This window comes from Tissierella pigra (genome assembly GCF_009695605.1).
Lineage (GTDB): Bacteria > Bacillota > Clostridia > Tissierellales > Tissierellaceae > Tissierella > Tissierella pigra.
The window spans coordinates 55,093-78,713 of record NZ_VUNQ01000012.1 but is presented as its reverse complement, the minus strand read 5'-3'; the positions used below and the strand labels follow the sequence as shown (position 1 = coordinate 78,713).

Sequence of the window (23,621 nt, the reverse complement as noted above, 5' to 3'; positions counted from 1 at the left end):
ATGAACGCTTTCATCTTCATATACTATAATCTATTATATCATAGTTTTCAAAATAGCTTCTACATTAGTATTTTACTATCCAAACATGGTAATAAAAATTCCTGCTATAATTGCTGAACCTATGGTACTTGCTACAATAGGTCCCATTGCGTGCATTAAAAGATAGTTTGAAGGATTATATTCTTGTCCTAGCTTTTGAGATATTCTAGCAGCCATAGGCATAGCAGATACTCCTGCATTTCCAATTAGAGGATTCACTTTTCCTCCTGTTAATTTGCATAAAATTTTTGCTACTATTACTCCCCCAGCTGTTCCCATGGCAAATGCAAAAAGTCCTAAAACAATAATCAAAAGTGTTTTAATATTTAATACTCTATCAGCTGTTGCACTTCCTCCAATAGACAAACCAATTAATAAAGTAAGTAAATTCAATAAATCTCCTTGAAGCATTCTAGATAATCTTTCTGTTACACCACTCTCTCTAATAAGATTGCCAAGCATTAACATTGCAATCAATGTGGCTGCAGAAGGTACTAAAATTAAAACTACCAAAGTTGTTACAATAGGAAAAAGAATTTTCTTGGTTTTAGACACCTTTTTAGGAATAGGCATAACTATCATTCTTTCCTTTTTAGTAGTAAGTGCTCTCATTATAGGTGGCTGAATAAGAGGTACTAAAGCCATATATGAATACGCTGCAATGGTAATTGTTGGAAGCAAATGACTTGCCAACTGTTTTGTTATATAAATTGATGTTGGTCCATCTGAACTTCCTATAACTCCAATTGCTGCTGCTTCCTGCATAGTGAAATTTTCAAATCCAGGAATAAAATATGAAAATACATATCCTAAACCTAATGCTCCAAACATCGCTGCAAAAATACCAAGCTGACCTCCAAGACCAATTAATGCTGTCTTAGGTGATGAAATTAATGGACTAAAATCTGTCATTGCACCAATACAGATAAAAATCATAGGAGGATAAATCCCAAGCTCAATTCCCTTATATAAATAATAAATTAATCCACCTTCATCATAAGAAGACAAACCTGCAATAGGTATATTAGCAATAAGCATTCCAAATGCCAATGGAAGAAGAAGTAATGGTTCATACTTTCTTTCCACAGCCATATATGCAAGAGCAAGTGATAAAACTACCATTATTATCTGAGATAGGGTTAAACTGTCTATTATATTAGTTATGTAATTAATTTACATCATCTCCTAATCTTTTGTATATTACACCATTGTGTATCCATCGTGATTAACAATTGCATCTATCTTTTGTTTGTCTTTACACATTTTACATTCCGATGGTTTTGACACTTCATAATTTGGTATATCATCAGTACTGAAAATGGCATTGATTTCTTGACCTGCTATTTTAGCTCTTGCAGAAAAAATAGCAGATATTCCCTCTAGATTTCCTCCATAATAGCTGATACACTCCAATGCCTTTAAAATTGTTTTTCCAGTAGAAGCAGAGCTTATAAGTAGAACAATGTGTTTATTGTAAACAAATTTTTGAGTACTTTGCATAAAAATCAATTGTCCACCTATAGAAACTGTAGGACGTACCACATGAATATCTCTATCACTATTGACTACCATGGAGCCATTTTCCAGAAGTTCTTCAGCCATATATGCACCAATAACCTCAGTATCTTCCATACAAATAATAGTATCTACAAGGCTTTTTGATAAATAAGGAATAGCCATTTCTCTTGCTACATCTCTTGCTACTAGTGCATTTGCTTTTATTCGGCTCATATTCAAGTAATAATTTAAATGTGCATTTCCTGTAGTAAAGTGACCTGGAATTACATCTAGGGTTATCAACTTATTCTTCGGAGACTCAATAGTAAAAACGCGTTCTTCTAACATATATTCCTCCTTTTTCATTCTAATATTTTACTAGTCACACTAATTATAAAAGAAATATGTATAAAGAAGTTGTTAAGAAAATCAAAAAGTCGAGAAAATTGATTAATTCTCTCGACTTTCCATGACTACTTATTTAAATTTAGATAAAACATAATAATTAACTATTCTTTTGTTAAATAGACAGTCATACATTTAAAATATTCTTCATTTTCAGTATCCATCATCTTTTCAACAAGAAACTCTGCTTCTTTTAACTCTCTTTTATGTTCTTCCCAATTAACAGCTCTATAGGAAGTACTTGCTACCTTAAATGTTCTTCCCGTCAACGTATGATTTCTCTCTTGCAATACAAATGCAGCTGAGACATCCGTTTTTCTTTGTATTTTCCCGTCTCCCATACTAACTAACAAAAATTTCCCTTTAGGTCTAAGTAGTGAATTTATTGTCTTTAAAAATTCTTTTCTATCCTCGTCTTCTACTAACATATGTAGAGTTCCTATTGAATAAATCCAATCAAATTGTCTATTAAGCTTTTCTCTTAAATCTAAAGCATCTGAAACCATCCACTCTGCCAAAACTTTTCTTTCTTTAGATAACTCTTTACATTTTTTTATAGCTTCTTCTGAAATATCTACACCAGTGATGTTATACTTTTGTTCTGCAAGATATAGAGCATCTCTGCCTTCTCCACATCCTATTTCGCATATATCATCATTTATAGGAATATTGTAGTGCTGTATCCAATTAATTAATTCCATAGTAGGTTCCTTAGAAAACCACAACAATCCTTCTTCATGTATTTTCTTATATCTTTGTTCATATGCTTGATAATATTTTTTCAAATTAACCACCTCCAAAAAGCTTTTATTTGTATAGAAATCTTAGAAAAATTACTTAGAAAAGATACTATTGTAACCCAGCACCCTTTCATCAATCCTTCTAGTATAGCCATAGGTATAACTATCAAAATATTTACTCCAAAACCTAAGAGCAGTAGGATTTAACGTTTCACAATCAACCCCTAGATACTCTTTTCCTTCCTTCTCAGAAATTTCGCAGATGTATTCTAATAATTGCTGTGCTACACCCTCACTCCTATACTCTTCATCAACATATGCTCCGCAAATATTATAAATATTATCACTTTCAGAAACAAAAGTTTCTACCTCTGTATCTAATTCCATATATCCAATAACTCTATTTTCTTGTTTTACTGCAAATACTCGAGTTCTATGATTTTCAAACCAATTATCATCTTGAGCCATGCTGGTAGGAAAAAATATTGGTGCACTGGCTAAATGCTTTATTAATTCTTTCCTTAGACTTGATATTTCTCTTTTATCACCCTTCACTAACTCTTGAAATCTAATATCTTTATTAAATTCACTTATTTTTGTACGAGTATTAAGTTTCATAATAGCATCACTACACCTAATGCCAAATCCATTCATTATAAAAGATCTACCGACTTCTTCATCATGAGCATATCTGCTTAATGAAAAACTACATATTCCATCAGTAACCAAGCTTTCTGTAACTTTTTGTAGTAATTTTGAAGCAAGAATATTTCTATTCTCACCTGCAAATGCACTTCCTCCTAATGGGGAAAATACCCCTTTTACATTCCCATGAAATCCATCTCTAGGCTCTTGAAATCCTAAATATCCTATAACTTTTCCATTTTCAACAGCCACTTTTCCATACTTATTTTTAAATAATCGTTGAATAAGAACTTCCAATTCTTTTTCAAAATTTACCCTCATTAACTGAGGACATTTTGTACACTCATTACTGTATTCTTCAAGTGCTAATTCAAGTGCTTCTTTTACATATTTTGGTTCCATATTATAGAATTTCATTTTTTATTTTCCCCTTTTTATCTTATTCTCTAACTTTCCTTTTTTAGTATATATGGATTTATTCTTGCCCCATTGATTTTCATTAGACAACTGGCAATATGTTTTCCATCTCTCTATGGAAAGTATATTATTTTCAATAGCTTGATTTACTGCACATCCTGTCTCCTTGCTGTGACTGCAATTACGATATTTACATTTATCAAAGAGTTCAATTATATCTGAAAATGTATGGTTTATACCATTCTCAGCATCCCACATTCCAAGTTCCCTAATTCCTGGAGTATCAATAATTATTACTCCTGATGTAAGTTCAATTAACTGCCTATGAGTTGTAGTATGTCTACCTTTAGAATCATTTTCACGTATATCATTTACCATCATGATTTCTTTTCCTGCAATTGCATTTACAAGTGTGGATTTCCCTACCCCAGAAGATCCTATAAAAACTATAGTTTTTCCTGCCTCCATATATATATCTAATTGTTTCATTCCATATCCTGTTTTGGCACTAATAGCAAAGACATCAATCTGTTTTGATATGCTTTTTACCTGTGTTACATAAGTATCTGGGTTGTGACATTCATCTGCTTTTGTCAAAATCACTATGGGTTTTCCACCACTTTGTAAAGCCACACTAATATATCTTGTTATTCTGTTTAAGTTAAAATCATGGTTCAGAGATGAAAGAATAAATATATAGTCAAAATTGGCTACGATTACCTGCTCTTTCACTGTTTTTACATACCCAGCACCATGTCCTGAAAAATCTGTTCTAGAAAAAATACTTTTCCGCTCACATATTTCTTCAATTAAAGAATTTCCATTTTCATTATATTGCATAAGAACATAATCTCCAACTACAGGATATTCTTTATTATTTTTATATTTATAAAAAGTACCTTTTAACTTTGCATTGGTTTCTCCATATTTACATATTACTTTGAATAATTCTCTCTGTACCTCGCTAACACGTGCCATAATTAAATTACCTTTTTCTATCTTATAAATCTCTTCAAATCTCACCGTATTACCTCCAATTTTTTGCACAAAAAAACTTGCCCATTGGCAAGTTATGTTTATACATTATTTACAAAGGGTTGTTTTTATAGAGTATACGAAAAGCCTCTGCTCTAACGTACACCCAAATATTAAATTATTGATTCATCACCATATTCATGTTTGCCATAATTTAATCAACTCCCCTCGAAATAAAATTGAAAGCTATATTACCTTTGATTATACTAGAATAAAATAAAGAATACAACTGTAATTTTAAATTATATAAATATAATTCTATCATCACAAACTAACTAATTCCCCGCCTAAAGGACCAAACTATTAATCTTATTAACAGCTATAATAAATAGTAAAATTGAAAGAACCAATACACTGGCCAAAGGAACAATAGTATCTACTAAACTTCCTCCTTTTTGTAATGTTTCTATAGCCAAGATAATCCATCTTTGCGGTAAAAGTGCTCCTATTGTCTGCATTGTTTTAGGCATCGCATCATATGGAAATAAAGCTCCAGATAATATGGAACTGGGAAGTAAAACTAAAACTGAAAAGTTCCAAACATGATTCTCATCATTGATAAATGCAGATAAAACTAAACCAAAGGCAATGGTGAAGATTGCTAATACAGAAAAAACAACTATTAAATTAAAAGGATTTTTCATTGCAAAATCAAATTTAAATATCTTTGATGTAATAAAATAAACAAAAATAAATAAGACTAAATTCATAAAAAATGCACTACCACGTCCAAACAGATAGGCGGACATTTTTGTTTTGCTCATATAAATTCTATTTAGAATCCCATTCCTTTTTTCTGCAATAATCAATCCAGCAAGCAAAGAGCAGGAACCAATCATTTTAAAAATTACCATACCTAAAGCATTATTTATAGGCACTCCCTTTTTGGGTACTTCATTTTTTCGTATTTCAAAATCATGAACACGATTATTGCATTTAGCATTTATATTGTTATTTAATATAGTTTCCATGTAATCGGCTAATTTAGAATCTTTTGCCTTTATTATTTCAATGGGTTTCTCTTTTGTTAAATCTATACTTTCTCCATTGCTTTTAATTACAACGGCAAATTCAATTTTATTATGAATAATGCTTTGATTTACTTCATCTAAATCCATAGCAATTATATGAAACAAATCCGTATTATTAAGAGTATGTTCCACCATAGACCCTATTTCACTATGGTCTTGATTAATTATTGCAATATTAACCTTTGATTGAAAAGAAAGGATAAAAGAGAAAACTAAAAGCATAATAACAGGAGCAACTACTATTGTTGAAATATACTCCTTATTTCTTATGAAAATCATCCAAGTATTTTTGAAAATATTATTCATAAATGGTCACCCCTTTTCTCTGCTCTTCTCTCTTTTTCAATAAGTAAATAATCCAAAGAGAAAGAATGATGATAAAGCACATAGCTAAAGATACGAAAAAGTTGTTGGTAAGCATACCCCCTGATAAATCCAATGCGGAATTTGTTACCCAATATAATGGACTTATTTTACTCAATATAGACACTATTTTTATGGATTCTAAGTATGATAAAGGAGTAAGCCCTCCACCCATGAGAACTAATATAATAGAAATCATTAAAATATTGTCATTTAAGGCTGTTCTCTGTTTTGTAAATAGACCCATTATTCCACCTAGGGTAGAACTAAATAAAGCCAAGACTAGATAAAGTGCAAAAATAAATGGAAAATATTTTCCCCAATGTACATCTAATAAAATAGTAGACATAAGATAAACAAGCACGATTTGAATTGCACCAATTGTAGTACCAAATAAAACTTTGCTTAACATCAGTTTATTTATGCCTATTTTAGAAATATAAATTCTCTCAAAAGCCTTTATTTCTTTTTCACTGAATACACTCTGCCCAACAATTAAAGCAATATACATTATAATTAAACCTAATTCTGCAAAAGTGAAATAAGTATAAGAATCAATAGTTGTTTTTTCTACTTGTTTAGATGTAATATAATCATCAGAAGATATACTTATATTTCCTAATAAATTTTCATAAGAAGCTCTTATTAATTTACTTAAACTTGTTTCATTATAAGGGGAGCGATAATAATAGAAACCATTGTTAGATAGCTTAATAAGTGCTATGGACTTATGTTTATCCACCTTTTCACAACCATTTTCATAATCATTTACTTTTTTAAAGGTCACATTAAGTTTGTCTTCTACTGCTACTTGAAACTGTTGAAATTCTCTATCATATCTTGAATGGTAATTATCTTCTAAGTAATAGAGAATGCTTTCTTCGGATTTTGTTTCCATTTTTATTCCTGTTACTCCTATTATGTTAGACATGGCATATCCCATAATCAGAATAAGAATCATTGGGACTACTAACATAAATACAACATTAAATGGTTTTCTAAAGAATTGTTTTAGTTCCTTGGTATACATATTTCTTATCATCAATCTCTAAGCTCCTTTCCTGTTAAAGATAAAAAGATTTCTTCAAGGGTAGGAACTGTATGCTCAATACTAATTATAGAGATATGGAATTGCTTTAGTATATTAAAAACAGTATCATAGTCATTCATATCTTTCCTACAATGGATATTAAAGCGTTGGTTTTTCATATTTACCTCTGTTACCCCTGTTATGTTCAATATACTCTCTCTTACTTTTGCAAAATCTAGGGTTTCTGCTTGAAATGATACCGTCAGTATTCTGTTATTTTTATACAATGCTTTTATCTCATCTGTAGCTCCAGATAAAATAATTTGTCCATGATCTATGATTAGGAGCTTGTTGCAAATTTCTTCCACTTCTTCCATGTAATGTGAAGTATAAATTATGGTTGTTCCTTGATTTTGAAGTTTTTTAATACTTTCTAAAATAAAGTTTCTTGATTGTGGATCAATTCCTACAGTTGGTTCATCCATAATAATTAATTTTGGCTTATGAGTAATTGCACAAGCAATATTGAGTCTTCTTTTCATTCCTCCAGAGAAGTACTTTGCTTTTTTATCTTTTTGTTCATGTAACCCAACAGAAGTAAGTGACTCATTAACTTGCTTTTTTAAATTTTCCCCATTTAAACCATATAGAGAAGCAAAGAATCTTACATTTTCCTCAGCAGATAAATCAGGATAGATTGCTAAATCTTGAGGTACTAATCCTAAGTTAAAATGCCAATTTTTAAAACTTTTATTTTCTTCAAATAAAATCACTCCTTTATCAGGTATTAGTAATCCTGAAATCATTTGAATAGTAGTACTTTTACCAGCACCATTTGGTCCAACTAATCCTAAAATGTCACCTTTTTTTACTTCAAAACTTACATTATCTACAGCAGTAATATCTTTGTATTTTTTAGTTAAATTTTTTACCCTTACTATATTCATGTAATTCCCCTTTCAGCACTTCATAGTTAGATATAACTAACTCAAAAGTACATTTTTATTTTTATTTAAATATATACAAAGATTAGATATGACACGCTTGTGCCACAAGTATAAGTTTAGTATAATATTACTGAATGTATAAGACAATAGATTCTCAAGAAGTGATACATAATATTGGTTTTGTGCCATTAATATATAGAGGTGATATTTTATGAAAGCCACGGAAGTAAATCAAACTAAAGACTGGGTAGTTGAAGCTATTTTAAAGTTATTAGAAAAAAAGGAGTATCGAGATATAACAATTTCTCAGATTGTTAATAAAGCAGATATCGGTCGAAGAACTTTCTATCGATACTTTAAATCAAAGGACGATATTTTCAATTATATTGGTCTAAATTTAGCAAATGATTTTGCACAGACAATTTTAAATGATAAAGCAGATTCATTATTTACTATTTCAACATCCTACTTTAAGTTTTGGGAAAACCATATAGATACATTACTTTTAATGAAAAAAGCTCATCTTCTATATTTTATTGAGGATAATCTATTTGAAATTATTTATAAAGTAGCAATTAAAATAGGGCATATTGAAGAGCAAGATGTAGATGAAAATTTCATGAATAAATATAAATACGAATTCGAATTTAAGCTTGCTGGCTTCTGGAAACTAACTTTACTCTGGTGTATAGAGATGCCTAGAAAGACTCCAGAAGAAATAGCTAAAATTATTCTTTCTATACTAAAATAAAGATTATCTTCTCTTCCTATCATTCAAACCCAGTAATATGAGTTCATTTTTTATTTCATAATTCTTTAATGATTGCATAGTGTAAATAGGAGTCATTAGCTCCATCTTACCAGTTACTTTTAAAGCATTATTGCTTACATTCCATAGTTTTATTAAAGTTTACTGCTATCGAAACTCTTTAGAAAGGCGAATTTAAGTTCTAGAGAATTATTTAGGTAAAAATTTATAAGTCTTATGTCTTTAGTATAAAGAAGAGACCAAGTCTATAGATCATCTAATTTGACCTAAGGCTTAGTCTCTTTAAAATTCTTTATTTAATTTTATATCAAATTTCATATACACAATCTAATTTATCTATAATTTCATTATGCAGATTATGAGTAATTAATATTATTGTCAAGTTTTTATCATCCATAAGATTCCTCTCAATTTCTAAAGCACTTTCTTTATCAATTGCAGAAGTTCCTTCATCTATGATTATAAACTGAACTTTTCGTATAATTGCCCTTGCTAAAGCTAAACGCTGTCTTTGACCACCTGATAAATTCTTCCCATTTTCTTCAATTATAGTGTCTAAACCTTGAGGCAAGTTATTAATAAAATCTAGTAAACTACTTTTTTTCAAAGCTTCATATATTTCATTATCAGAAAAATCTTCACCAAGATTAATATTATTTCTAATCGTTCCATTAAACAAATAAGTATTTTGATCAATATAAGTAATTTGTCGATAAATACTTGATTGTAATACTTCTTTTAGTTCATTATTATCAAACAAAACCTTACCAGAGTAATTTGATAGAAATCCTAACAAAATTTTTGCTAATGTTGATTTTCCCTTTCCACTTGCTCCTACTAAAGCATATTTCTTACCTCTTTCGAATTTAATATTTATATTTTTCAAAACAGGAGTATCAGAATAAGAAAAAGATATATCTTCTAATGTAATACTTTCAAGTGTATTTAAATCAACTTTTGAAGTTATTCCATTTTTCTTTAATTTAAATTTTTCAAAAACTATTTTTGATGCTTTTAATGAAATAATTGAATTTACACTAGCTCCTACACCTGAGAAAAATGATCCTGCCAAGTTCCCAACTGATAAAACTGCTCCGACAGGCGTTAAATTTTCAATAGCTAAATAAAGTGTCACAACAATTAAAACAACCTGTCCTATTAAATTAACTCCTGCAACAAAAGTCTCTACAAGTGACTGTTTTCGACTATATTGGAAATTTATATTTTCAATTGTATCCGAGCTGTGGTTAACTCGTTCAACAAAAGCTGAAAATAAATTATATAATTTAAATATAGTATATCCCATAACTGTTTCTTTTGTTTTTTCAACAAATTTTTCTTGCCCTATTGATAACTCTTTTGAAACTTTAGTCATTAATTTTCCTAAAAGCTGTGGTATTACAGATATAAAAACAAATAATCCAATAGCTGTTAATCCAATAAACAAATTTAATTTTATCATTGCAATTAAGGAAAAAATTGTTGTAGCAATATTCTCTACAATAGTAAAAAATGGAATAAATGCCTGTTGTGTAATTTGCTGAACATCGCTTGTTAACCAAGAAACATAATTCCCAGAATCTTTTTTATGAAATTCTTCATAATTTAATTCTACAATCTTTAAGGCTATATTATTTCTTAAGTTTTTTCGAATTTTTCGTATCATATTAGCTTTAGCTATATTTTTTATATATAGTAAAATTAATGCTATAATCCAAATTATAGTAACATTCAATGCATCGTTTAATAGTTTATTTAGAGCATTTCCCGAATAGTTTATAGCTCTGAACAAAAAAGAAAGTGAATAACCTGCATATACCATCATAAGAGATGATAGAATTATACACAGTGAAGTAAATAAAACCCACCATTTGTTTTTATATAAAATACTCCTTAACATTACTTATGCCCCCTTTTTTAAATTATATTAGTAATTCATCTAAAAAGAAACAAAAATTTTGGGATTTATCTTTAACTAATCGTTCAAAAAACATCAATATACCTATAGTTCCATATCCAAAGTCAGTGGATAACTTATTAATATATAAATCGGGAAATAAAATTCCATTCTCGTACTTAATTTGATGCAATAAACATCCTCTCGAAAAATCATATGCCTGCTTCTTATATTTATCATCACCCAATATATAGTAACTATCTAGCAAAACATTTCCCATTCCTGATAAACCACTATATAAAGTTGGTGATATTGAATATTTAGATATAAAAGAATTTGCTAATTCTACAGATTTCTCAAGCAAATAAGGCTCCTTCAATATTTTGTAATATCTTAGCAATACTGATAATATTCCACTAGTTCCTTCTATAAAATAAGGAGAAGCTATATTTGAGCCTATAAAACCTGGAAAATCAATTGTTGCATATATATTTGAGCTAACTTGATAATTGAGTTCTAATAACAAACTATCTTTTCCATATAAAATATATCTATTATCTCCACTGACTATATATAAATATAATAAAAATAAAGATATTCCACTAAGCCCTTTTTTATATCCTATATTTTTAATTTGATCTATTTCTAGATCTTTGATTATATTATCTCCAATTTTGACGGCTAGCTCTAAATACATCTTATCTTGTGTAATTATATAAAACTTCAAGCATAATAATCCGATTCCACTTTTACCCGAAAAAATACTGTAATCCTGACCTAATTTATAAATGTCTATATGCTGATCGAATAACATCTCTGCTTTCTCCAACTCTTTAATATCCAATAATGTCCATAAGACTCCAGCTATACCAACATATAACCCCATTGGTTCATTTTGGGGAAATTTTAGATGTGAATTTATGAATTCCTTATTAAAAGCTTTAACTCCCAAATAATTCAATCCTCTTATAATTCCAAAAAGACCTGTAGATACATTTAGTTTGCTATTCAATAATGGAGTATTTGGGAATATACATAGTGATGTCTTATTTTTAGATGATAAAATCCCTTTAATTCCTAATTTAATACTTTCAGCCAAACTATCTTGAATTTGTACATTTTTAAAATTTATATCTTGCCTTTCTATTTGTTTGTTTTCAAGTTGATATAAAATATCTTTTAGCTTATAAATTACCTCTTCAATACATGGACGTTGATTATATTCAGAACTTGTCATATTTAAAATCAATAACTTTAATTCAACTGGCACATTATATTCTTCTAAAACACTATCTAGAAAAACTTCAAAAGTATCTTTTTTAATATCAATCATATTATTCTTTTTAAGAATACAACTAAATAATAGGCATCCCAGCGAATATATATCCGATTCATATAAGTTTTGATGACGCATTGTTTCAAAGAAACCTTTTGTTCCAGCTCTTTGTGTTAATGAACCTTCTCTATTACATCCCTCCAAATCTATAGCTTTAATATCTAAATCTAGAGTTATCATAAAATTATCTAAAGCAAAATCACCAAAAATATATTTATTCTTGTGGAGAATACTTATAAAATCAGATAATTTAATAAAAATTTTAATAATCTTTTTCAAATAATCCTGTACTTGCACCCCTGTACCCATTCTATAAATCGGGTTATTTCTTATTACAAACTCGTCTAATACTTCTCCATCAATATACTCTACGATAGTAAAAAAGTGCTCCCAATCATAAAAATAGTCAATAACTTTCGGTACATATCCTGTTAGTTCGAATTCCTTTAATCTCTTCACTTCTTCTTTTCTTATGTAAATTGCATCTTTACCATCACCTATTAAAACAGTATGAGGCCGAGCTTCTTTTATAACAACTAATTCTTTTGTTTTTATATCCTCTCCTAAATATACTCCCCCAGCATTGGTAAATCTAATAGCTTTAATAACTTTATACCTTTCTGTTAGTTGAGATTTAGAATTGTTTTCAAAATTAGTAAAAACATCATTTATACCTGGTGGTAATTTAAAATATGGTACTCTTAGATCTTCTATTTTTCTATTATAACCATCTATAATACATGGTTTAGAGTTACCCTCATTATCATATTCATAGTTTGATAAAAATCCTCCATATCTATAATAAATAACTTTACAATCCTTATATCGTTTATCTGACAAAATATATGGACCCTCAAATTGTCTTAATCTTATATATAATAAATCAATAACTTGTTTAAATTCATTTAAATTTTTAGGATAAATAGTTATAAACTTACCATATGATTGTCTAGGAAATGATTTTTGAGAAGTTACTTTTAAAGTTTCTATATCTAATAAAACTTTAAAAGCTATTTTTTTGGGGATTAAAATAGAAGCTACAATATCTAAAATATCTTCAGCATTTTCCAACGTAGCTGAAATATGTATCTTCCAACCTTGTGAAGGTAATTCTAAGTTCTGATATATGATATGATAGATTCCTCTTTTTTCTATCTTCCAATCACAATCTATTTTATGAAGAAGAATATCAATAAATTCTTTATTGATATTCTTTTTTGAAAAATCCTCATAAAACTTATTATTTTCTATAGAATATAAAAGTAAATCAGTTATCATAAATATTCCTCCTAGTATAATAATGTCATAGTCATTAGTGACTATGCAGTTAATACATTTCTATAAAAAAATATTTCTATTATCTAGCAACAGAAGAAGGAGTTCTTCCTTCATCAGATGTTACTTCTATATTTAAGATGTCTGACGGTTCCCAGTAGACTCCAGACTTTTCATAATGTATAATCCTTAAGGATAGGACAAAGAATGTTTGCATCCTTGGGAAGTCAGTTTCTACTGACCTATACCTACTAAAAAGTCAATTAGTCCATTCAATGAAGTTTTTTTGATTAGGCTGGTTGGGAGCCTCAGGCTATACCCGTATCTCATGCTAGGTTGTGTACTCATTAGATGGAAATGGATTACTATCGGAAAGGAGCCTTAGCTTATGTCAAACTTTATCTTTGAAAGTTTATTTTTATCGGTTGATATTTATATAGGTGCTGATTTTAGCTGGATGTCTATAGCTCTACTAACCAAACCTTTGTAGGAAAGCCTTTTAAAATGATACATTCTTATCTTAATTCCCTTGCACTTGCTGTTTCTAAAATAAAAGAAGCAGAAGAGCTGTATTCTTTGGAAAGCCATATTTTCCTCGAATCAACGGGAATTTATCATTACTCACTCTTCTGCTATCTTCCTGATAAAGGATTTCATGTCTCCGTGATTAATCCTATCACCACTAAGAATAGAACAAGCATTAACATTAGAAAAGTACATAATGATAGATTTGATTCAAAAAAAGCTACTTTAATCAGTTTGAAACCCGATTTGAAGGTTTCTCTTATTCCATCAGATCTTGCTCTTAATTTAAGAAATCTTTCAAGAAAATATTATTATCCGATGGATAATTGTTTTGCTTATGTGAATAAGCTTCAGGATGAACTGCGTATGGTATTTCCTCAGTATTTAATTTTTTTTCTAAAGTAACTACGAATACATAAATGACATTACTAGAAAAATATACTTCTCCAGATGCATTTTTAAGTGCTGCCAAGAATGAATTTATTGCTTCCATACGCCCTACTGCACGTTTTGGTCTTACTTATGCTCAGAACAAGTATACTTCTATTATTCAAGCCGCAAATGATGCAAAAGCTTTTGGTCATGCTGTAAGCAGTAACTTTAAACGAATTCTTCTATACATCCGTTTTATTCGTCAGTTTGATAATGAAATATCATCTATACTTTCTGATATGCATGAACTTGTGGATGAAATCGGAGATTTCTCTGCTTTTCGTTCACCAAAACAGCTTTTTGTCTATTTTGGCTTGGATCCTGTAGTAAAGCAATCTGGTAAATTCAACAGTACGAAAATAAGTATGTCAAAACGAGGTTCCAGGATTACACGAAGAGTCATTCACACTATGGCTTTAATCAGTATCAGCAAGAACAAAGATGGTTCTTCCAAGAATTCTGTGCTTCGTTGATTACTACATTAAAAAATATCAGAGCAAACCTAAAATGGTGGCTCTTAGAGCTATTATGCATAAAGTATGCAACATTGTATTTGCTATTTTGCGTGATTAAAAAGAATTCGAAATCATCACACCGGAAGTACACCAAAAGAATTACCTGAAAGCGAAATGCGACGTCGCCACGTAGTGTAATTCCATAATCCAACCGTTGTTTTTTGATGAGTAGTCAAAAGGATTATTAAGGTTACCCATTTTAAATTTCAAAAAACAGAAATTTTTTTTTATTTCCTATTGACATTTCTTAATTGGACTTATTACTAGAGCCCCTTCATAGCTAATATAATTAAATTATCGGTGAAAATAGGTTGCTTTTACATAACACAAAACTGTACATTAGTAAAGAAAGTGTGAAAATTTCACACTTTCTTTACTAAGCTTTATGAAATATTTTTAGCTAACCTCATCTGCCTTACAAAAAACACTAAGTAAACTAGCCCAACTTGTTGGTGTAACCTCTATATCTAATTTTTGTAGTTCCAATACTGACATTCTATACCCCCCTTTCTTTGTAATGCTTATAGCTCGTTGCAAAACTCTACAACTCACATTAGTATTACATTTTTATATATTGAAATGGCTGGATTCCCCCCATTTTGGGTATATATTCATTGACAAAATGTATATAACTCAAAATAAATTTAGAAAGTAGAATCCTATGCCAGTTTCAGCTAAACAATTAAACCTTTGTGATATTTCTACTAGTTTTGATAAATTTTATAATCAAAATCAAGGTAACTTACTTGATTTGCTAAACCTATCCATTAATATTAGTGATTTTATTCCCTTTTCTTTCTACCAAAAATATTATTCTCATTTTGGCAGAAATAGAGATTACTCCCTTGAATCTATGTTATCTGCTTTTACTCTTAAAAAAATTCTATCTATACCTTTTAATCATGCACCATTATTTCAATAACTCGAACTTTGCACTTGATTTATCTAATCAAACCTTATAATTTCAATAACTGACTAAACTTAACTTCAAGTTTATAGATAAACAAGCTTATTTTAATCTATACAGGATTTATATATCTTAAGCAATGAAATTTGGAATTACTTAGTAAACCTATAAGTTTATTTAACATAAACTTTAACATATGGTAATAGTAAAATCTACTTATTTCGTTTGACAAATACCGCAGAAATGCAAGTTTTGTCGAACTACTTGTTTTTGTTCTGGAAAGGGTTGCCTTTCCATTCTCTTACTTTGTAGTGATTGCATCCATAAAAACAAAAGGATAGATTTGACTTAATGGCCTATTTTGCTATTTTTTTTATATGGGATTATACTGTCTGTCATTTTACTTAGCATTTCTGCTGATATTTCTATTCCATATATTTCTTTTACCTGCTCATGAATATCTCTAGTCGACATACTTCTTCCATAAAGAGCTATTACTTTCTCTTCAATACTAGATATATCTCCTTTATTTTTAGTTATTACAATTGGCTCAAATTCACTATTTCTATCTCTTGGTACTTCTAGTGGTATCTCACCAAATTGAGTTTTTACAATTTTTTGAGTATATCCATTTCTTCTATTATCTGTTTGTTTATTCTTCTTATCTCCCTCGGAATATCCTAGTTCTGCTTCTAGCATCTCCTGGAGTACATCTTTAAACATATCTTTTAAATATGAATGAAGATCTCCTGCTGTTATTAATTTTCCATCACTTATCATATTTCTTAAAACTTCTTTTGGTAATGTTGACATAAAAAATTCTCCTTTCTAGTTTAAATCATATTTTGATTCTTTCCAGAAAAGAGAATTTTATTTCGTAAAAACACAGATTATTTTATACTACCTTCAGTTGACAAATACATTATCTTTTTTGTTTGTATTTATTTTAAAAAATCTTCTGCACACTTAATAAGCACTTTTCCTATTCCTCTATTTCTATGATGGATAGAAGCAAAAAACAATTACAAAGAACGTATCTTTATCAGATTCTATTTGCACTAATCCAACTACTTCTTTCTCCAAATAAGCAACCATAAGCATCTCTGATTCTAAGTCTAAGTCCCTTGAAAAGTACTCACTTACATCTTTATTTTCAGCTATCATCGTCATTATTGTATCATACTCATTTTATATTGTAATTCCATATATAGGCTCATCATCAGCTACATACCTTCTCTATCTTATTTGCAGCTGCACTGGGTCCTCCTCCTTGCTGCAAGGTTTTTGAAATTATTTCTGCATTTTTTTTATAGGATATGTCATTCAACATTTCTAAAACGATTTCCCTAATACTATTCGAAGTACATGAATTTAATCTTTTTCCAGCATTTAATTCTGCTACTCGATTTGCCACCATGAGCTGTTCACTATGCAATGGGAACAAAATAGATGGAACGCCAAAATATAAACTTTCACTTATACTATTCATTCCACAGTGAGTAATAAACAAATCCGTCTGCTGTAGAACTTTTAATTGTTCAACTTTAGTATAAACTTTAAAATGGTCTGGCAACTTACCAAATCTAGAAATATCCGTCTTGTCTCCAACAGACATAATAACTTCACAATCAACATCAGATAATGCCTGAATACAATTTTGATAAAAATCTCTGTTTTGGTTTAGCACCGTCCCTAATGAAATATAAATCAGTGGATATTTCTTTTGAGTTTCTTTAATTTCTGGAACTTGAAAAGAAGGTCCTACAAAAGCATACTTCTCTGAAAATGTTTCTACCATAGGCTGAAATTCTCTAGATGTATAGACAATTGTATCTGTATCATTATCATTTTGAATAATATTTATAATATTTTTTACCTTATATCCTTTTTTCTGAAGTAGCTTTATCTTTCTATTGATTCTTGGAATGCCCATAAACATACGGAATATTTCTTTTGGACTTTGCTTCATCAGTTTCGCAGTGTATTTATTCATTGCAAAGGTCGTAGTAGAACAGATATAAGGTATATCTAATTTTATTGCAAATAATTTCCCCCATATACATATGGAGTCAGATACAATACAGTCTGGATTAAATTCTTTAAGTTCTCTACATACCTTTTCATCTAAATTCATTGTTGTATCTGCTGTCATCTCAATAAGGGCCGCAAAATCCTTTCCAATTTTCCGTTCTATATCTGGAGTAAATTCTGGCAAATAGTCATCACATGGTATAAATTTTGCCCCTACATTTTCAATTTTCTCCTGAAATTCATAAAACGAATAATACCAAACTTCATGACCACGTTTTACCAATTCATCTACTACTGATATAGTAGGATTAGTATGTCCATAAGCTGGGATATTGAAAAATACCATTTTACTCATTATCTTTTTCTCCAGACTCAGTTAATTTTCTTATTTCTTTAGCAAAAATAAGCGAATCTTCTTCTGATTCTGTTGGATAAATTTCCTGTGACTTACCTGCAAAAATTGCATCAGCAATCTTAGAAAATACATCATACCTTTCTATTGCAATACCTTTTTGGGCATCTGCAAGTAGAATTAGCGTATCTCCTGATGAAATATTAAACATATCTCTAACTTCCTTCGGAATAACAATCTGTCCCTTTGAACCTACCTTCACAGAACCCATATATTTATCTTCCAGATTTTTATTATTCATAGTTCACTTCCTTTCAGTATTACTTTTCATACTTGTTATACTAATTATATTCTTGTATTGAATTTTTGTCAATGTAATAAAAACGTTTTAAAAAGAGACTAAGTCTATTTGGTCTTTTAAGTCGACCTAAAAACTTAGTCTCTTTTGGTTTCTATATCATTAGTATAGTTAGGTATTTTGTAATACCTTTGATATTTCCTTGAATCGCTTATCAGATATACCTAGTTTTTTCTTGAACTTTTCATCATTCATTCTTTCAACAATTATATTGTCTGGAGATAATTCGCTAATAATACTTTTTATCTTGTCAATAGATTCCTCTGTATCGTTATATCCCTTAATAATTGTTACTTCTAAAATAAATTTTCCTTTATATTGCTTGTTAAATGAAGTCATATTTGAAATATATTCCTTTAGTGTATATCCTTCAATTGGTCTTTGTATTTTTTGAAAATCTTCTTCTTTTATTGCTTTTATCTCACCAATAACTTCATCACATTTATTGGCTATTTGTATATATTCATCCCTACCTAACAAATAGCCATTAGATAGTAGCCTTACAGATACACCCTTACTTTTAATTAGTTCAATTATAGTACTAATTTTGCTGTTTATAAGGGCTTCTCCCTTTGAATTTATATACACTAATTCTACTTTATGGTTTTCTATCATATTTTCTAACTCTTTTAATGAATTGTCTATTTCATCAAAGGGCCGTTGTATATCTACTTTATTATATGACCTTCCAATAGGACAGAATATACAATCAAAATTACAATACTTTTCAGGCAATATATTTACTTCCAGTACTTTTTTACCATCTTCATTATAAATCTCTTTATAACTAAAACTCATTTAACTACCCCCTTAAATCACTATATCACTACTTCCTTATTATTAATATCTAAAATTGAAATTTTATTTATTCCACCTAAATTCTCTTGTACTTCTTGTGACAAGTCTTTTAGGGCATTCTCAAACTCTTCTAATCTACTTTCATCAACTAATTCAATACATAAAAAGGCATTGGTTGTACTTTCAGTAAGCATTGTCCTTACTGCTTCCCTCCAGTTCCAACATCTGCAAATTGCACCTTTATCATCTTTATAAACTATTTCACCTTCATATGGAGGTGAGTCTTCATCTGCTCCAAGAGGAATAAATTTCTCATCTCCAATAGCTGTAGTCAATCTTATATCACCTATAAATTCGTCTATATCCTCACCACCACAGGGCAATGCGTATCTTAATGAAATAGAGTTATAAATATCAACTAGTGGGTTAATAGTTCCTATATGATTACCATTATTAATTCTCTTTAATAATGCTTCTATGGATGCTCTTGCACCTTTCTTCGTTTTAAATTTTTGGAATGCTTCTCTCCATACTTTTATTACGGAATTCTTGCTAAATTCTGCATTTTGAAGATACTTTAATGCCTCCTTTTCTGCCTCTAAAATTAGCTCTGCATATTTCTCATTATGTTTTACTGTATTATCAATACCATTACAAATAATAACTCCAATTTTTGCGTTAGGAAATATATTCCAGAACGAATCTTCAATAATGAATTTTTGCATTAGATTACCTCCTTGATTTAAATTAATAAACTTATATAAATATTATTAATTATCTATAAACATTTTATCCTTATTTAGATATGGATGACTGTGCCATTACACTATTCTTTGGATTACACAATATATAAGCTATAGGTAATGTTAATATTTCTGCAAATGGCACTGATACCCATATACCATTATCTCCTAAAACCTTAGGTAATACTAGCAATAATGGAAGCAATAAAATTAAGGACCTACATAGAGATATTGATACAGACTCCTTCCAATGTCCTATGGATTGCATATAGGATGCTAACAGAATGTTTATACCTGATACAAATAAAGCTGGGAAATAGTAAATGGTTGCAGTGGTAGCAGCTTTAACGAGCTCAATATCATTATCGGCAAATATAGATACTGGAACTTCTGTATATTTAAACAATAGTAAGTATGCTATTATTCCTATAGCTATTGATATACGCAAACTAATTTTTAAAATTACTTTCATATTCTTATCTTCATTGGCTCCATGGTAAAAGCTTATTAATGGCTGTGAACCTTCTGCCATACCTAAAAATAATGATAAAATTATTAAAGCTATATATCCTACTATACCGAATGCGGCAAACCCTAAAGCTCCCATGTGTATTCCAATTGCAATATTAACACATAATGTTGTTATACCCAAAGCAAATTCCATAGCAAATGATGGTATACCCTTTAATAACATATCAGAAATGATTTTAAAATCCATTTTTATTTTTTCAAAATATAAATTACCTTTCTTTGATATAAAATGTGGCAACATTATTGTCATACTGAATACAGGACCCAAGCCAGTAGCTAATGCTGCTCCACCTATTCCCATTTTTAAAGGTCCCATGAAATACCAATCAAGAAACACATTTGATAATGCTCCAACAATCTGAGCAAACATTGCAAGTTTCGGTTGTGAATCATTTCTTAACCATGTACACATGGCATAGCTAAACATGAAAGCAGGGCTGAATGCAAAGAAATATTTCATATATTCAACTACCAAATCCATTATATCAGGAGTAGCCCCCAGCATCTTTGCAATAGGACGTATAAATATCAATGCACCTACTGCTATTAATATAGACACTATAGCTAATAGTCTAACGGATATATTAAAAATACCTCTTGCTTCTTTATATTCTCCTTTACCATTTTTACTAGAAATCAGTACACCTGCTCCTACTGATATAAGCATACTTAAAGCTAACAGTATTTCTACAACAGGAACACCAACAGTTACTGCCGCCAATGGTTCTCTTCCAAGCATCCTTGCCACGAAAAGACCATCAACAACAATATATAGGGAATTAAATAGAAGCCCTGCTATTCCAGGTACAATATAGGACAGTAATAACCTAAACATGTTCTTTGATTGATTTTTAACTGCTACTTCATTATTTTTCATACTTTCTCCTCCTCTTAGAATATAAATAAAAAAAATAAATAAAAAAGGTAGACCTGACGCAACCTCAGGCCTACCGATGCGATTCTTTTATCTCTTTATAGATGTATTATTCTCCGGCGAGAATAATACTATGAGATCTATTCATTTTCCTTGTATAATATCAAAGTGGAATTTCTTTGTCAAGCTATTTACAATAATAAATTCTTATTGTCTATTTGTTTGTATTAGTAAATACTATACCATACTTAATTTTTTAATGGCTTCTTTTTCATCAGATAAGAAAAATATATCCTTTCCTTTGTTACATTCATAGATAAAATCCCTCAAGCTCTTACTTGTATATTCAGAAAAATCTCCTACAATAGCCATTTTTACTTGATAAGTAACAAATTTTTGTAGTATTTCACCAGCAATTTTTGTACTTAAATTAAAAAATTCTTCACATATTGCCGATTTGTTCAAAACTATACGATTACAGTTAGTTTTATACTGTATCGTCATCATAAAATCCAATGCTGACTGAACATCTGTTATTAATATATCCTTACTATTTACAACAGCAATGTCAATATTATTTTCTTTTATAGTATTTATTTTCATAACTATCCTCCATCTAAATAAATAATTCTTATACACTATAATATAAATAATTCTTAATTTATATAGATTATATCATATAATTCATCTATTAATCTATCAACATATAAAGTAAAACTTTCAAATCAATATTTATTTGAAGGCATTGTATGTTCCTGTTTAAATTCCAAAGTGAATAATATATTTATTTTTTCTTTTGGCTTGCTCAAATAATTCAATTATCTCATTATACTGTTCTGAAGGCTGACTGTTAAAAACAGATATAAAGTTACCCATAGATTCAGGGGGTATTAGTGTTATACCATAATATGCAAGGTTAGTTTCTGGGTGTTTTAATGTATGCCAATAACAAGGGATACTCTGAAATTCAGCCAACAATGGCTCAATGAAATCATCATCTATTTTAATATGCTTATATTTTTTTGGATCATATTCATCAAACCTTTGGTTCTCTTTAGGAGTAGTTTCCATAATTCCAAATTCATGATTTGCCATTTCATTCTCCTTTTCTAATATAATAGGTTTGCCTTAACCGTAAACCCCAAACATCCAATGGTCATAATTAGTTTTAATTTTCATTTTCAAACTTCCTTTCTTTATTTTGGCTATAAAATGCCCAAAGTAAATAAGTGACCATTAAAATTATATAACCTATGATTAAAATCACAGGAAGTATACGGAAAATAAGAGCAAATGGTAGTTCAAATAAATATGCTTTCCAAAATTCCATGCCACTTTTCTCCCAGAGACCAGGTGTAAGAAAAGCATATCTAGGTTCCATAATCATTCTTATATCAAAATATCCATATAGTATTGCTACAACCAAGTAAGTTAATAGATACCCTATTCCTTGAATACTATTTATCATCTTCTTTTTATAACGATACTGGGAAGACTCTCTATCTGAAAAGATGGATACATCTTTGTCTTCATTTAATAAGGAAATAAAATACTGCTCTCCAGATAAACGGCTTCCCGCTACATGTATCCAACCAGAATCTTGAAAAAGATTGAGATAGTCTTGATAACTATCTTTGTTTTTAAAAATACGATAATCAACTGCATATACTGATGAATTTTGTGTGTTTTTATGAAAAGTATAAAATAACTTTTTTTTCACCAATTTCCAACCTAAATTGGATTGTTCATTTAACCATTTTTCTTCTGCTGAATAACTTGAAAATAACTTAAATTTTTTCATCTTCTTTTCCTCCTGCTTCTAAAGCCTGCTTTGTAACAGTTATCATATGTTCCATACGACTCATATCCATCAACAAAATTTCTTTACCTTTCTCTGTAATTTGATAAACCTTTCTCCTTTTATCCTCAGAAAAAACTGGCTGTATATATTTAAGCTTTAGTAGATTTTCAATAGCACCATACAGTGTTCCCGCTGCCATACGGACCTGTCCATTACTCATGTCTTCAATTTTTTGCATAATCATGTACCCATGCAATGGTTCAAATAATGAAAGTAAAATATAATATACTGTTTCCGTAAGTGGTAAATTTTTATCACGCTTCATAAC

25 protein-coding genes and 1 pseudogene are annotated in these 23,621 nt (G+C 29.5%); 4 read left to right on the top strand and 22 right to left on the bottom strand.

What is annotated here, in order from left to right; translation table 11 throughout:
• Positions 1 to 75: 75 nt before the first annotated feature.
• The 8 genes from FYJ83_RS07390 to FYJ83_RS07355 form a co-directional block, all read right to left on the bottom strand.
• Positions 76 to 1,161 carry a sodium ion-translocating decarboxylase subunit beta gene (locus FYJ83_RS07390; RefSeq protein WP_154439690.1) on the bottom strand — a complete coding sequence of 362 codons (1,086 nt, stop codon included), beginning with the start codon at positions 1,159 to 1,161 and terminating at the stop codon, positions 76 to 78.
• Between the two features lie 78 nt (positions 1,162 to 1,239).
• Positions 1,240 to 1,884 carry a hypothetical protein gene (locus FYJ83_RS07385; RefSeq protein ID WP_154439689.1) on the bottom strand — a complete coding sequence of 215 codons (645 nt, stop codon included), beginning with the start codon at positions 1,882 to 1,884 and terminating at the stop codon, positions 1,240 to 1,242.
• Between the two features lie 161 nt (positions 1,885 to 2,045).
• Positions 2,046 to 2,726 carry a class I SAM-dependent methyltransferase gene (locus FYJ83_RS07380; protein WP_154439688.1) on the bottom strand — a complete coding sequence of 227 codons (681 nt, stop codon included), beginning with the start codon at positions 2,724 to 2,726 and terminating at the stop codon, positions 2,046 to 2,048.
• Positions 2,727 to 2,774: 48 nt separating this feature from the next.
• Positions 2,775 to 3,743, bottom strand: a complete 969-nt coding sequence (locus FYJ83_RS07375) for a GNAT family N-acetyltransferase (protein ID WP_154439687.1) — start codon at positions 3,741 to 3,743, stop codon at positions 2,775 to 2,777.
• A 3-nt stretch (positions 3,744 to 3,746) separates the two neighbouring features.
• Positions 3,747 to 4,766 carry a ribosome small subunit-dependent GTPase A gene (rsgA, locus tag FYJ83_RS07370; RefSeq protein ID WP_326828317.1) on the bottom strand — a complete coding sequence of 340 codons (1,020 nt, stop codon included), beginning with the start codon at positions 4,764 to 4,766 and terminating at the stop codon, positions 3,747 to 3,749.
• A 299-nt stretch (positions 4,767 to 5,065) separates the two neighbouring features.
• The gene (locus tag FYJ83_RS07365; protein WP_154439686.1) at positions 5,066 to 6,115 is read right to left on the bottom strand and encodes an ABC transporter permease; all 1,050 of its coding nucleotides are present in this window, start codon (positions 6,113 to 6,115) and stop codon (positions 5,066 to 5,068) included.
• On the bottom strand, positions 6,108 to 7,214 hold the full coding sequence (locus FYJ83_RS07360) for an ABC transporter permease (RefSeq protein ID WP_229768526.1): 1,107 nt from the start codon (positions 7,212 to 7,214) through the stop codon (positions 6,108 to 6,110). The genes FYJ83_RS07365 and FYJ83_RS07360 overlap by 8 nt, the downstream gene beginning before the upstream one ends.
• Entirely contained in the window at positions 7,214 to 8,149 is a 936-nt protein-coding gene (locus FYJ83_RS07355) for an ABC transporter ATP-binding protein (protein ID WP_154439684.1), read from the bottom strand. Before FYJ83_RS07355 ends, FYJ83_RS07360 begins: the two co-directional genes overlap by 1 nt.
• 211 nt (positions 8,150 to 8,360) lie before the next feature.
• Here FYJ83_RS07355 and FYJ83_RS07350 point away from each other — a divergent pair, with 211 nt between their 5' ends.
• Entirely contained in the window at positions 8,361 to 8,900 is a 540-nt protein-coding gene (locus FYJ83_RS07350) for a TetR/AcrR family transcriptional regulator (RefSeq protein WP_154439683.1), read from the top strand.
• A gap of 325 nt (positions 8,901 to 9,225) precedes the next feature.
• Here FYJ83_RS07350 and FYJ83_RS07345 read toward each other — a convergent pair whose 3' ends face one another.
• From FYJ83_RS07345 to FYJ83_RS20250, 3 genes are all read right to left on the bottom strand, one after another.
• Positions 9,226 to 10,818 (bottom strand): ABC transporter ATP-binding protein, encoded by a 1,593-nt coding sequence (locus FYJ83_RS07345; RefSeq protein WP_154439682.1) that lies wholly within the window; start codon positions 10,816 to 10,818, stop codon positions 9,226 to 9,228.
• Positions 10,819 to 10,840: 22 nt separating this feature from the next.
• On the bottom strand, positions 10,841 to 13,429 hold the full coding sequence (locus tag FYJ83_RS07340) for a class III lanthionine synthetase LanKC N-terminal domain-containing protein (RefSeq protein WP_154439681.1): 2,589 nt from the start codon (positions 13,427 to 13,429) through the stop codon (positions 10,841 to 10,843).
• A gap of 79 nt (positions 13,430 to 13,508) precedes the next feature.
• A complete protein-coding gene (locus FYJ83_RS20250) occupies positions 13,509 to 13,643 on the bottom strand; it encodes a hypothetical protein (protein ID WP_268233512.1) in 135 nt (44 codons plus the stop codon).
• 287 nt (positions 13,644 to 13,930) lie between these two features.
• Between FYJ83_RS20250 and FYJ83_RS19935 the strand changes: the two genes are divergently transcribed.
• From FYJ83_RS19935 to FYJ83_RS19640, 3 genes are all read left to right on the top strand, one after another.
• A complete protein-coding gene (locus tag FYJ83_RS19935) occupies positions 13,931 to 14,356 on the top strand; it encodes an IS110 family transposase (protein WP_229768525.1) in 426 nt (141 codons plus the stop codon).
• Positions 14,357 to 14,370: 14 nt separating this feature from the next.
• Entirely contained in the window at positions 14,371 to 14,856 is a 486-nt protein-coding gene (locus FYJ83_RS19930) for an IS110 family transposase (protein WP_229768524.1), read from the top strand.
• A 703-nt stretch (positions 14,857 to 15,559) separates the two neighbouring features.
• On the top strand, positions 15,560 to 15,820 hold the full coding sequence (locus FYJ83_RS19640; protein WP_195837945.1) for a hypothetical protein: 261 nt from the start codon (positions 15,560 to 15,562) through the stop codon (positions 15,818 to 15,820).
• Positions 15,821 to 16,104: 284 nt separating this feature from the next.
• Here the strand turns inward: FYJ83_RS19640 and FYJ83_RS07330 are convergent.
• From FYJ83_RS07330 to FYJ83_RS07280, 11 genes and pseudogenes are all read right to left on the bottom strand, one after another.
• Positions 16,105 to 16,618, bottom strand: a pseudogene (locus FYJ83_RS07330) (transposase); the annotation flags it as partial.
• A 183-nt stretch (positions 16,619 to 16,801) separates the two neighbouring features.
• Positions 16,802 to 16,975 (bottom strand): hypothetical protein, encoded by a 174-nt coding sequence (locus tag FYJ83_RS07325; protein ID WP_154439680.1) that lies wholly within the window; start codon positions 16,973 to 16,975, stop codon positions 16,802 to 16,804.
• Positions 16,976 to 17,024: 49 nt separating this feature from the next.
• On the bottom strand, positions 17,025 to 18,191 hold the full coding sequence (locus tag FYJ83_RS07320; RefSeq protein WP_154439679.1) for a macrolide family glycosyltransferase: 1,167 nt from the start codon (positions 18,189 to 18,191) through the stop codon (positions 17,025 to 17,027).
• A complete protein-coding gene (locus FYJ83_RS07315; RefSeq protein WP_154439678.1) occupies positions 18,184 to 18,489 on the bottom strand; it encodes an AbrB/MazE/SpoVT family DNA-binding domain-containing protein in 306 nt (101 codons plus the stop codon). The genes FYJ83_RS07320 and FYJ83_RS07315 overlap by 8 nt, the downstream gene beginning before the upstream one ends.
• 168 nt (positions 18,490 to 18,657) lie before the next feature.
• Complete coding sequence (locus tag FYJ83_RS07310) at positions 18,658 to 19,344, bottom strand: radical SAM protein (protein WP_154439677.1); 687 nt, start codon at positions 19,342 to 19,344, stop codon at positions 18,658 to 18,660.
• 20 nt (positions 19,345 to 19,364) lie between these two features.
• Positions 19,365 to 20,069, bottom strand: a complete 705-nt coding sequence (locus FYJ83_RS07305; RefSeq protein WP_154439676.1) for a B3/B4 domain-containing protein — start codon at positions 20,067 to 20,069, stop codon at positions 19,365 to 19,367.
• 70 nt (positions 20,070 to 20,139) lie between these two features.
• Entirely contained in the window at positions 20,140 to 21,495 is a 1,356-nt protein-coding gene (locus FYJ83_RS07300; RefSeq protein WP_154439675.1) for an MATE family efflux transporter, read from the bottom strand.
• 234 nt (positions 21,496 to 21,729) lie between these two features.
• Positions 21,730 to 22,095: a DUF4180 domain-containing protein gene (locus FYJ83_RS07295; protein ID WP_154439674.1), complete on the bottom strand. Its 366-nt coding sequence runs from the start codon at positions 22,093 to 22,095 to the stop codon at positions 21,730 to 21,732.
• Positions 22,096 to 22,251: 156 nt separating this feature from the next.
• Positions 22,252 to 22,587 carry a hypothetical protein gene (locus FYJ83_RS07290; protein ID WP_154439673.1) on the bottom strand — a complete coding sequence of 112 codons (336 nt, stop codon included), beginning with the start codon at positions 22,585 to 22,587 and terminating at the stop codon, positions 22,252 to 22,254.
• Between the two features lie 73 nt (positions 22,588 to 22,660).
• The gene (locus FYJ83_RS07285; RefSeq protein WP_154439672.1) at positions 22,661 to 23,293 is read right to left on the bottom strand and encodes a DUF2812 domain-containing protein; all 633 of its coding nucleotides are present in this window, start codon (positions 23,291 to 23,293) and stop codon (positions 22,661 to 22,663) included.
• A complete protein-coding gene (locus FYJ83_RS07280; RefSeq protein WP_154439671.1) occupies positions 23,280 to 23,618 on the bottom strand; it encodes a PadR family transcriptional regulator in 339 nt (112 codons plus the stop codon). Before FYJ83_RS07280 ends, FYJ83_RS07285 begins: the two co-directional genes overlap by 14 nt.
• Between the last annotated feature and the right edge of the window lie 3 nt (positions 23,619 to 23,621).

Coding starts and splice junctions, on each gene's coding strand:
- FYJ83_RS07390 (WP_154439690.1), bottom strand. CDS start 1,161: ATGGTAGTTTTATCACTTGCTCTTGCATATATGGCTGTGGAAAGAAAG.
- FYJ83_RS07385 (WP_154439689.1), bottom strand. CDS start 1,884: ATGTTAGAAGAACGCGTTTTTACTATTGAGTCTCCGAAGAATAAGTTG.
- FYJ83_RS07375 (WP_154439687.1), bottom strand. CDS start 3,743: ATGAAATTCTATAATATGGAACCAAAATATGTAAAAGAAGCACTTGAA.
- FYJ83_RS07365 (WP_154439686.1), bottom strand. CDS start 6,115: ATGAATAATATTTTCAAAAATACTTGGATGATTTTCATAAGAAATAAG.
- FYJ83_RS07360 (WP_229768526.1), bottom strand. CDS start 7,214: ATGATAAGAAATATGTATACCAAGGAACTAAAACAATTCTTTAGAAAA.
- FYJ83_RS07355 (WP_154439684.1), bottom strand. CDS start 8,149: ATGAATATAGTAAGGGTAAAAAATTTAACTAAAAAATACAAAGATATT.
- FYJ83_RS07350 (WP_154439683.1), top strand. CDS start 8,361: ATGAAAGCCACGGAAGTAAATCAAACTAAAGACTGGGTAGTTGAAGCT.
- FYJ83_RS07345 (WP_154439682.1), bottom strand. CDS start 10,818: ATGTTAAGGAGTATTTTATATAAAAACAAATGGTGGGTTTTATTTACT.
- FYJ83_RS07340 (WP_154439681.1), bottom strand. CDS start 13,429: ATGATAACTGATTTACTTTTATATTCTATAGAAAATAATAAGTTTTAT.
- FYJ83_RS20250 (WP_268233512.1), bottom strand. CDS start 13,643: ATGCAAACATTCTTTGTCCTATCCTTAAGGATTATACATTATGAAAAG.
- FYJ83_RS19935 (WP_229768525.1), top strand. CDS start 13,931: ATGATACATTCTTATCTTAATTCCCTTGCACTTGCTGTTTCTAAAATA.
- FYJ83_RS19930 (WP_229768524.1), top strand. CDS start 14,371: ATGACATTACTAGAAAAATATACTTCTCCAGATGCATTTTTAAGTGCT.
- FYJ83_RS19640 (WP_195837945.1), top strand. CDS start 15,560: ATGCCAGTTTCAGCTAAACAATTAAACCTTTGTGATATTTCTACTAGT.
- FYJ83_RS07325 (WP_154439680.1), bottom strand. CDS start 16,975: ATGACGATGATAGCTGAAAATAAAGATGTAAGTGAGTACTTTTCAAGG.
- FYJ83_RS07320 (WP_154439679.1), bottom strand. CDS start 18,191: ATGAGTAAAATGGTATTTTTCAATATCCCAGCTTATGGACATACTAAT.
- FYJ83_RS07315 (WP_154439678.1), bottom strand. CDS start 18,489: ATGAATAATAAAAATCTGGAAGATAAATATATGGGTTCTGTGAAGGTA.
- FYJ83_RS07310 (WP_154439677.1), bottom strand. CDS start 19,344: ATGAGTTTTAGTTATAAAGAGATTTATAATGAAGATGGTAAAAAAGTA.
- FYJ83_RS07305 (WP_154439676.1), bottom strand. CDS start 20,069: ATGCAAAAATTCATTATTGAAGATTCGTTCTGGAATATATTTCCTAAC.
- FYJ83_RS07300 (WP_154439675.1), bottom strand. CDS start 21,495: ATGAAAAATAATGAAGTAGCAGTTAAAAATCAATCAAAGAACATGTTT.
- FYJ83_RS07295 (WP_154439674.1), bottom strand. CDS start 22,095: ATGAAAATAAATACTATAAAAGAAAATAATATTGACATTGCTGTTGTA.
- FYJ83_RS07290 (WP_154439673.1), bottom strand. CDS start 22,587: ATGGCAAATCATGAATTTGGAATTATGGAAACTACTCCTAAAGAGAAC.
- FYJ83_RS07285 (WP_154439672.1), bottom strand. CDS start 23,293: ATGAAAAAATTTAAGTTATTTTCAAGTTATTCAGCAGAAGAAAAATGG.
- FYJ83_RS07280 (WP_154439671.1), bottom strand. CDS start 23,618: ATGAAGCGTGATAAAAATTTACCACTTACGGAAACAGTATATTATATT.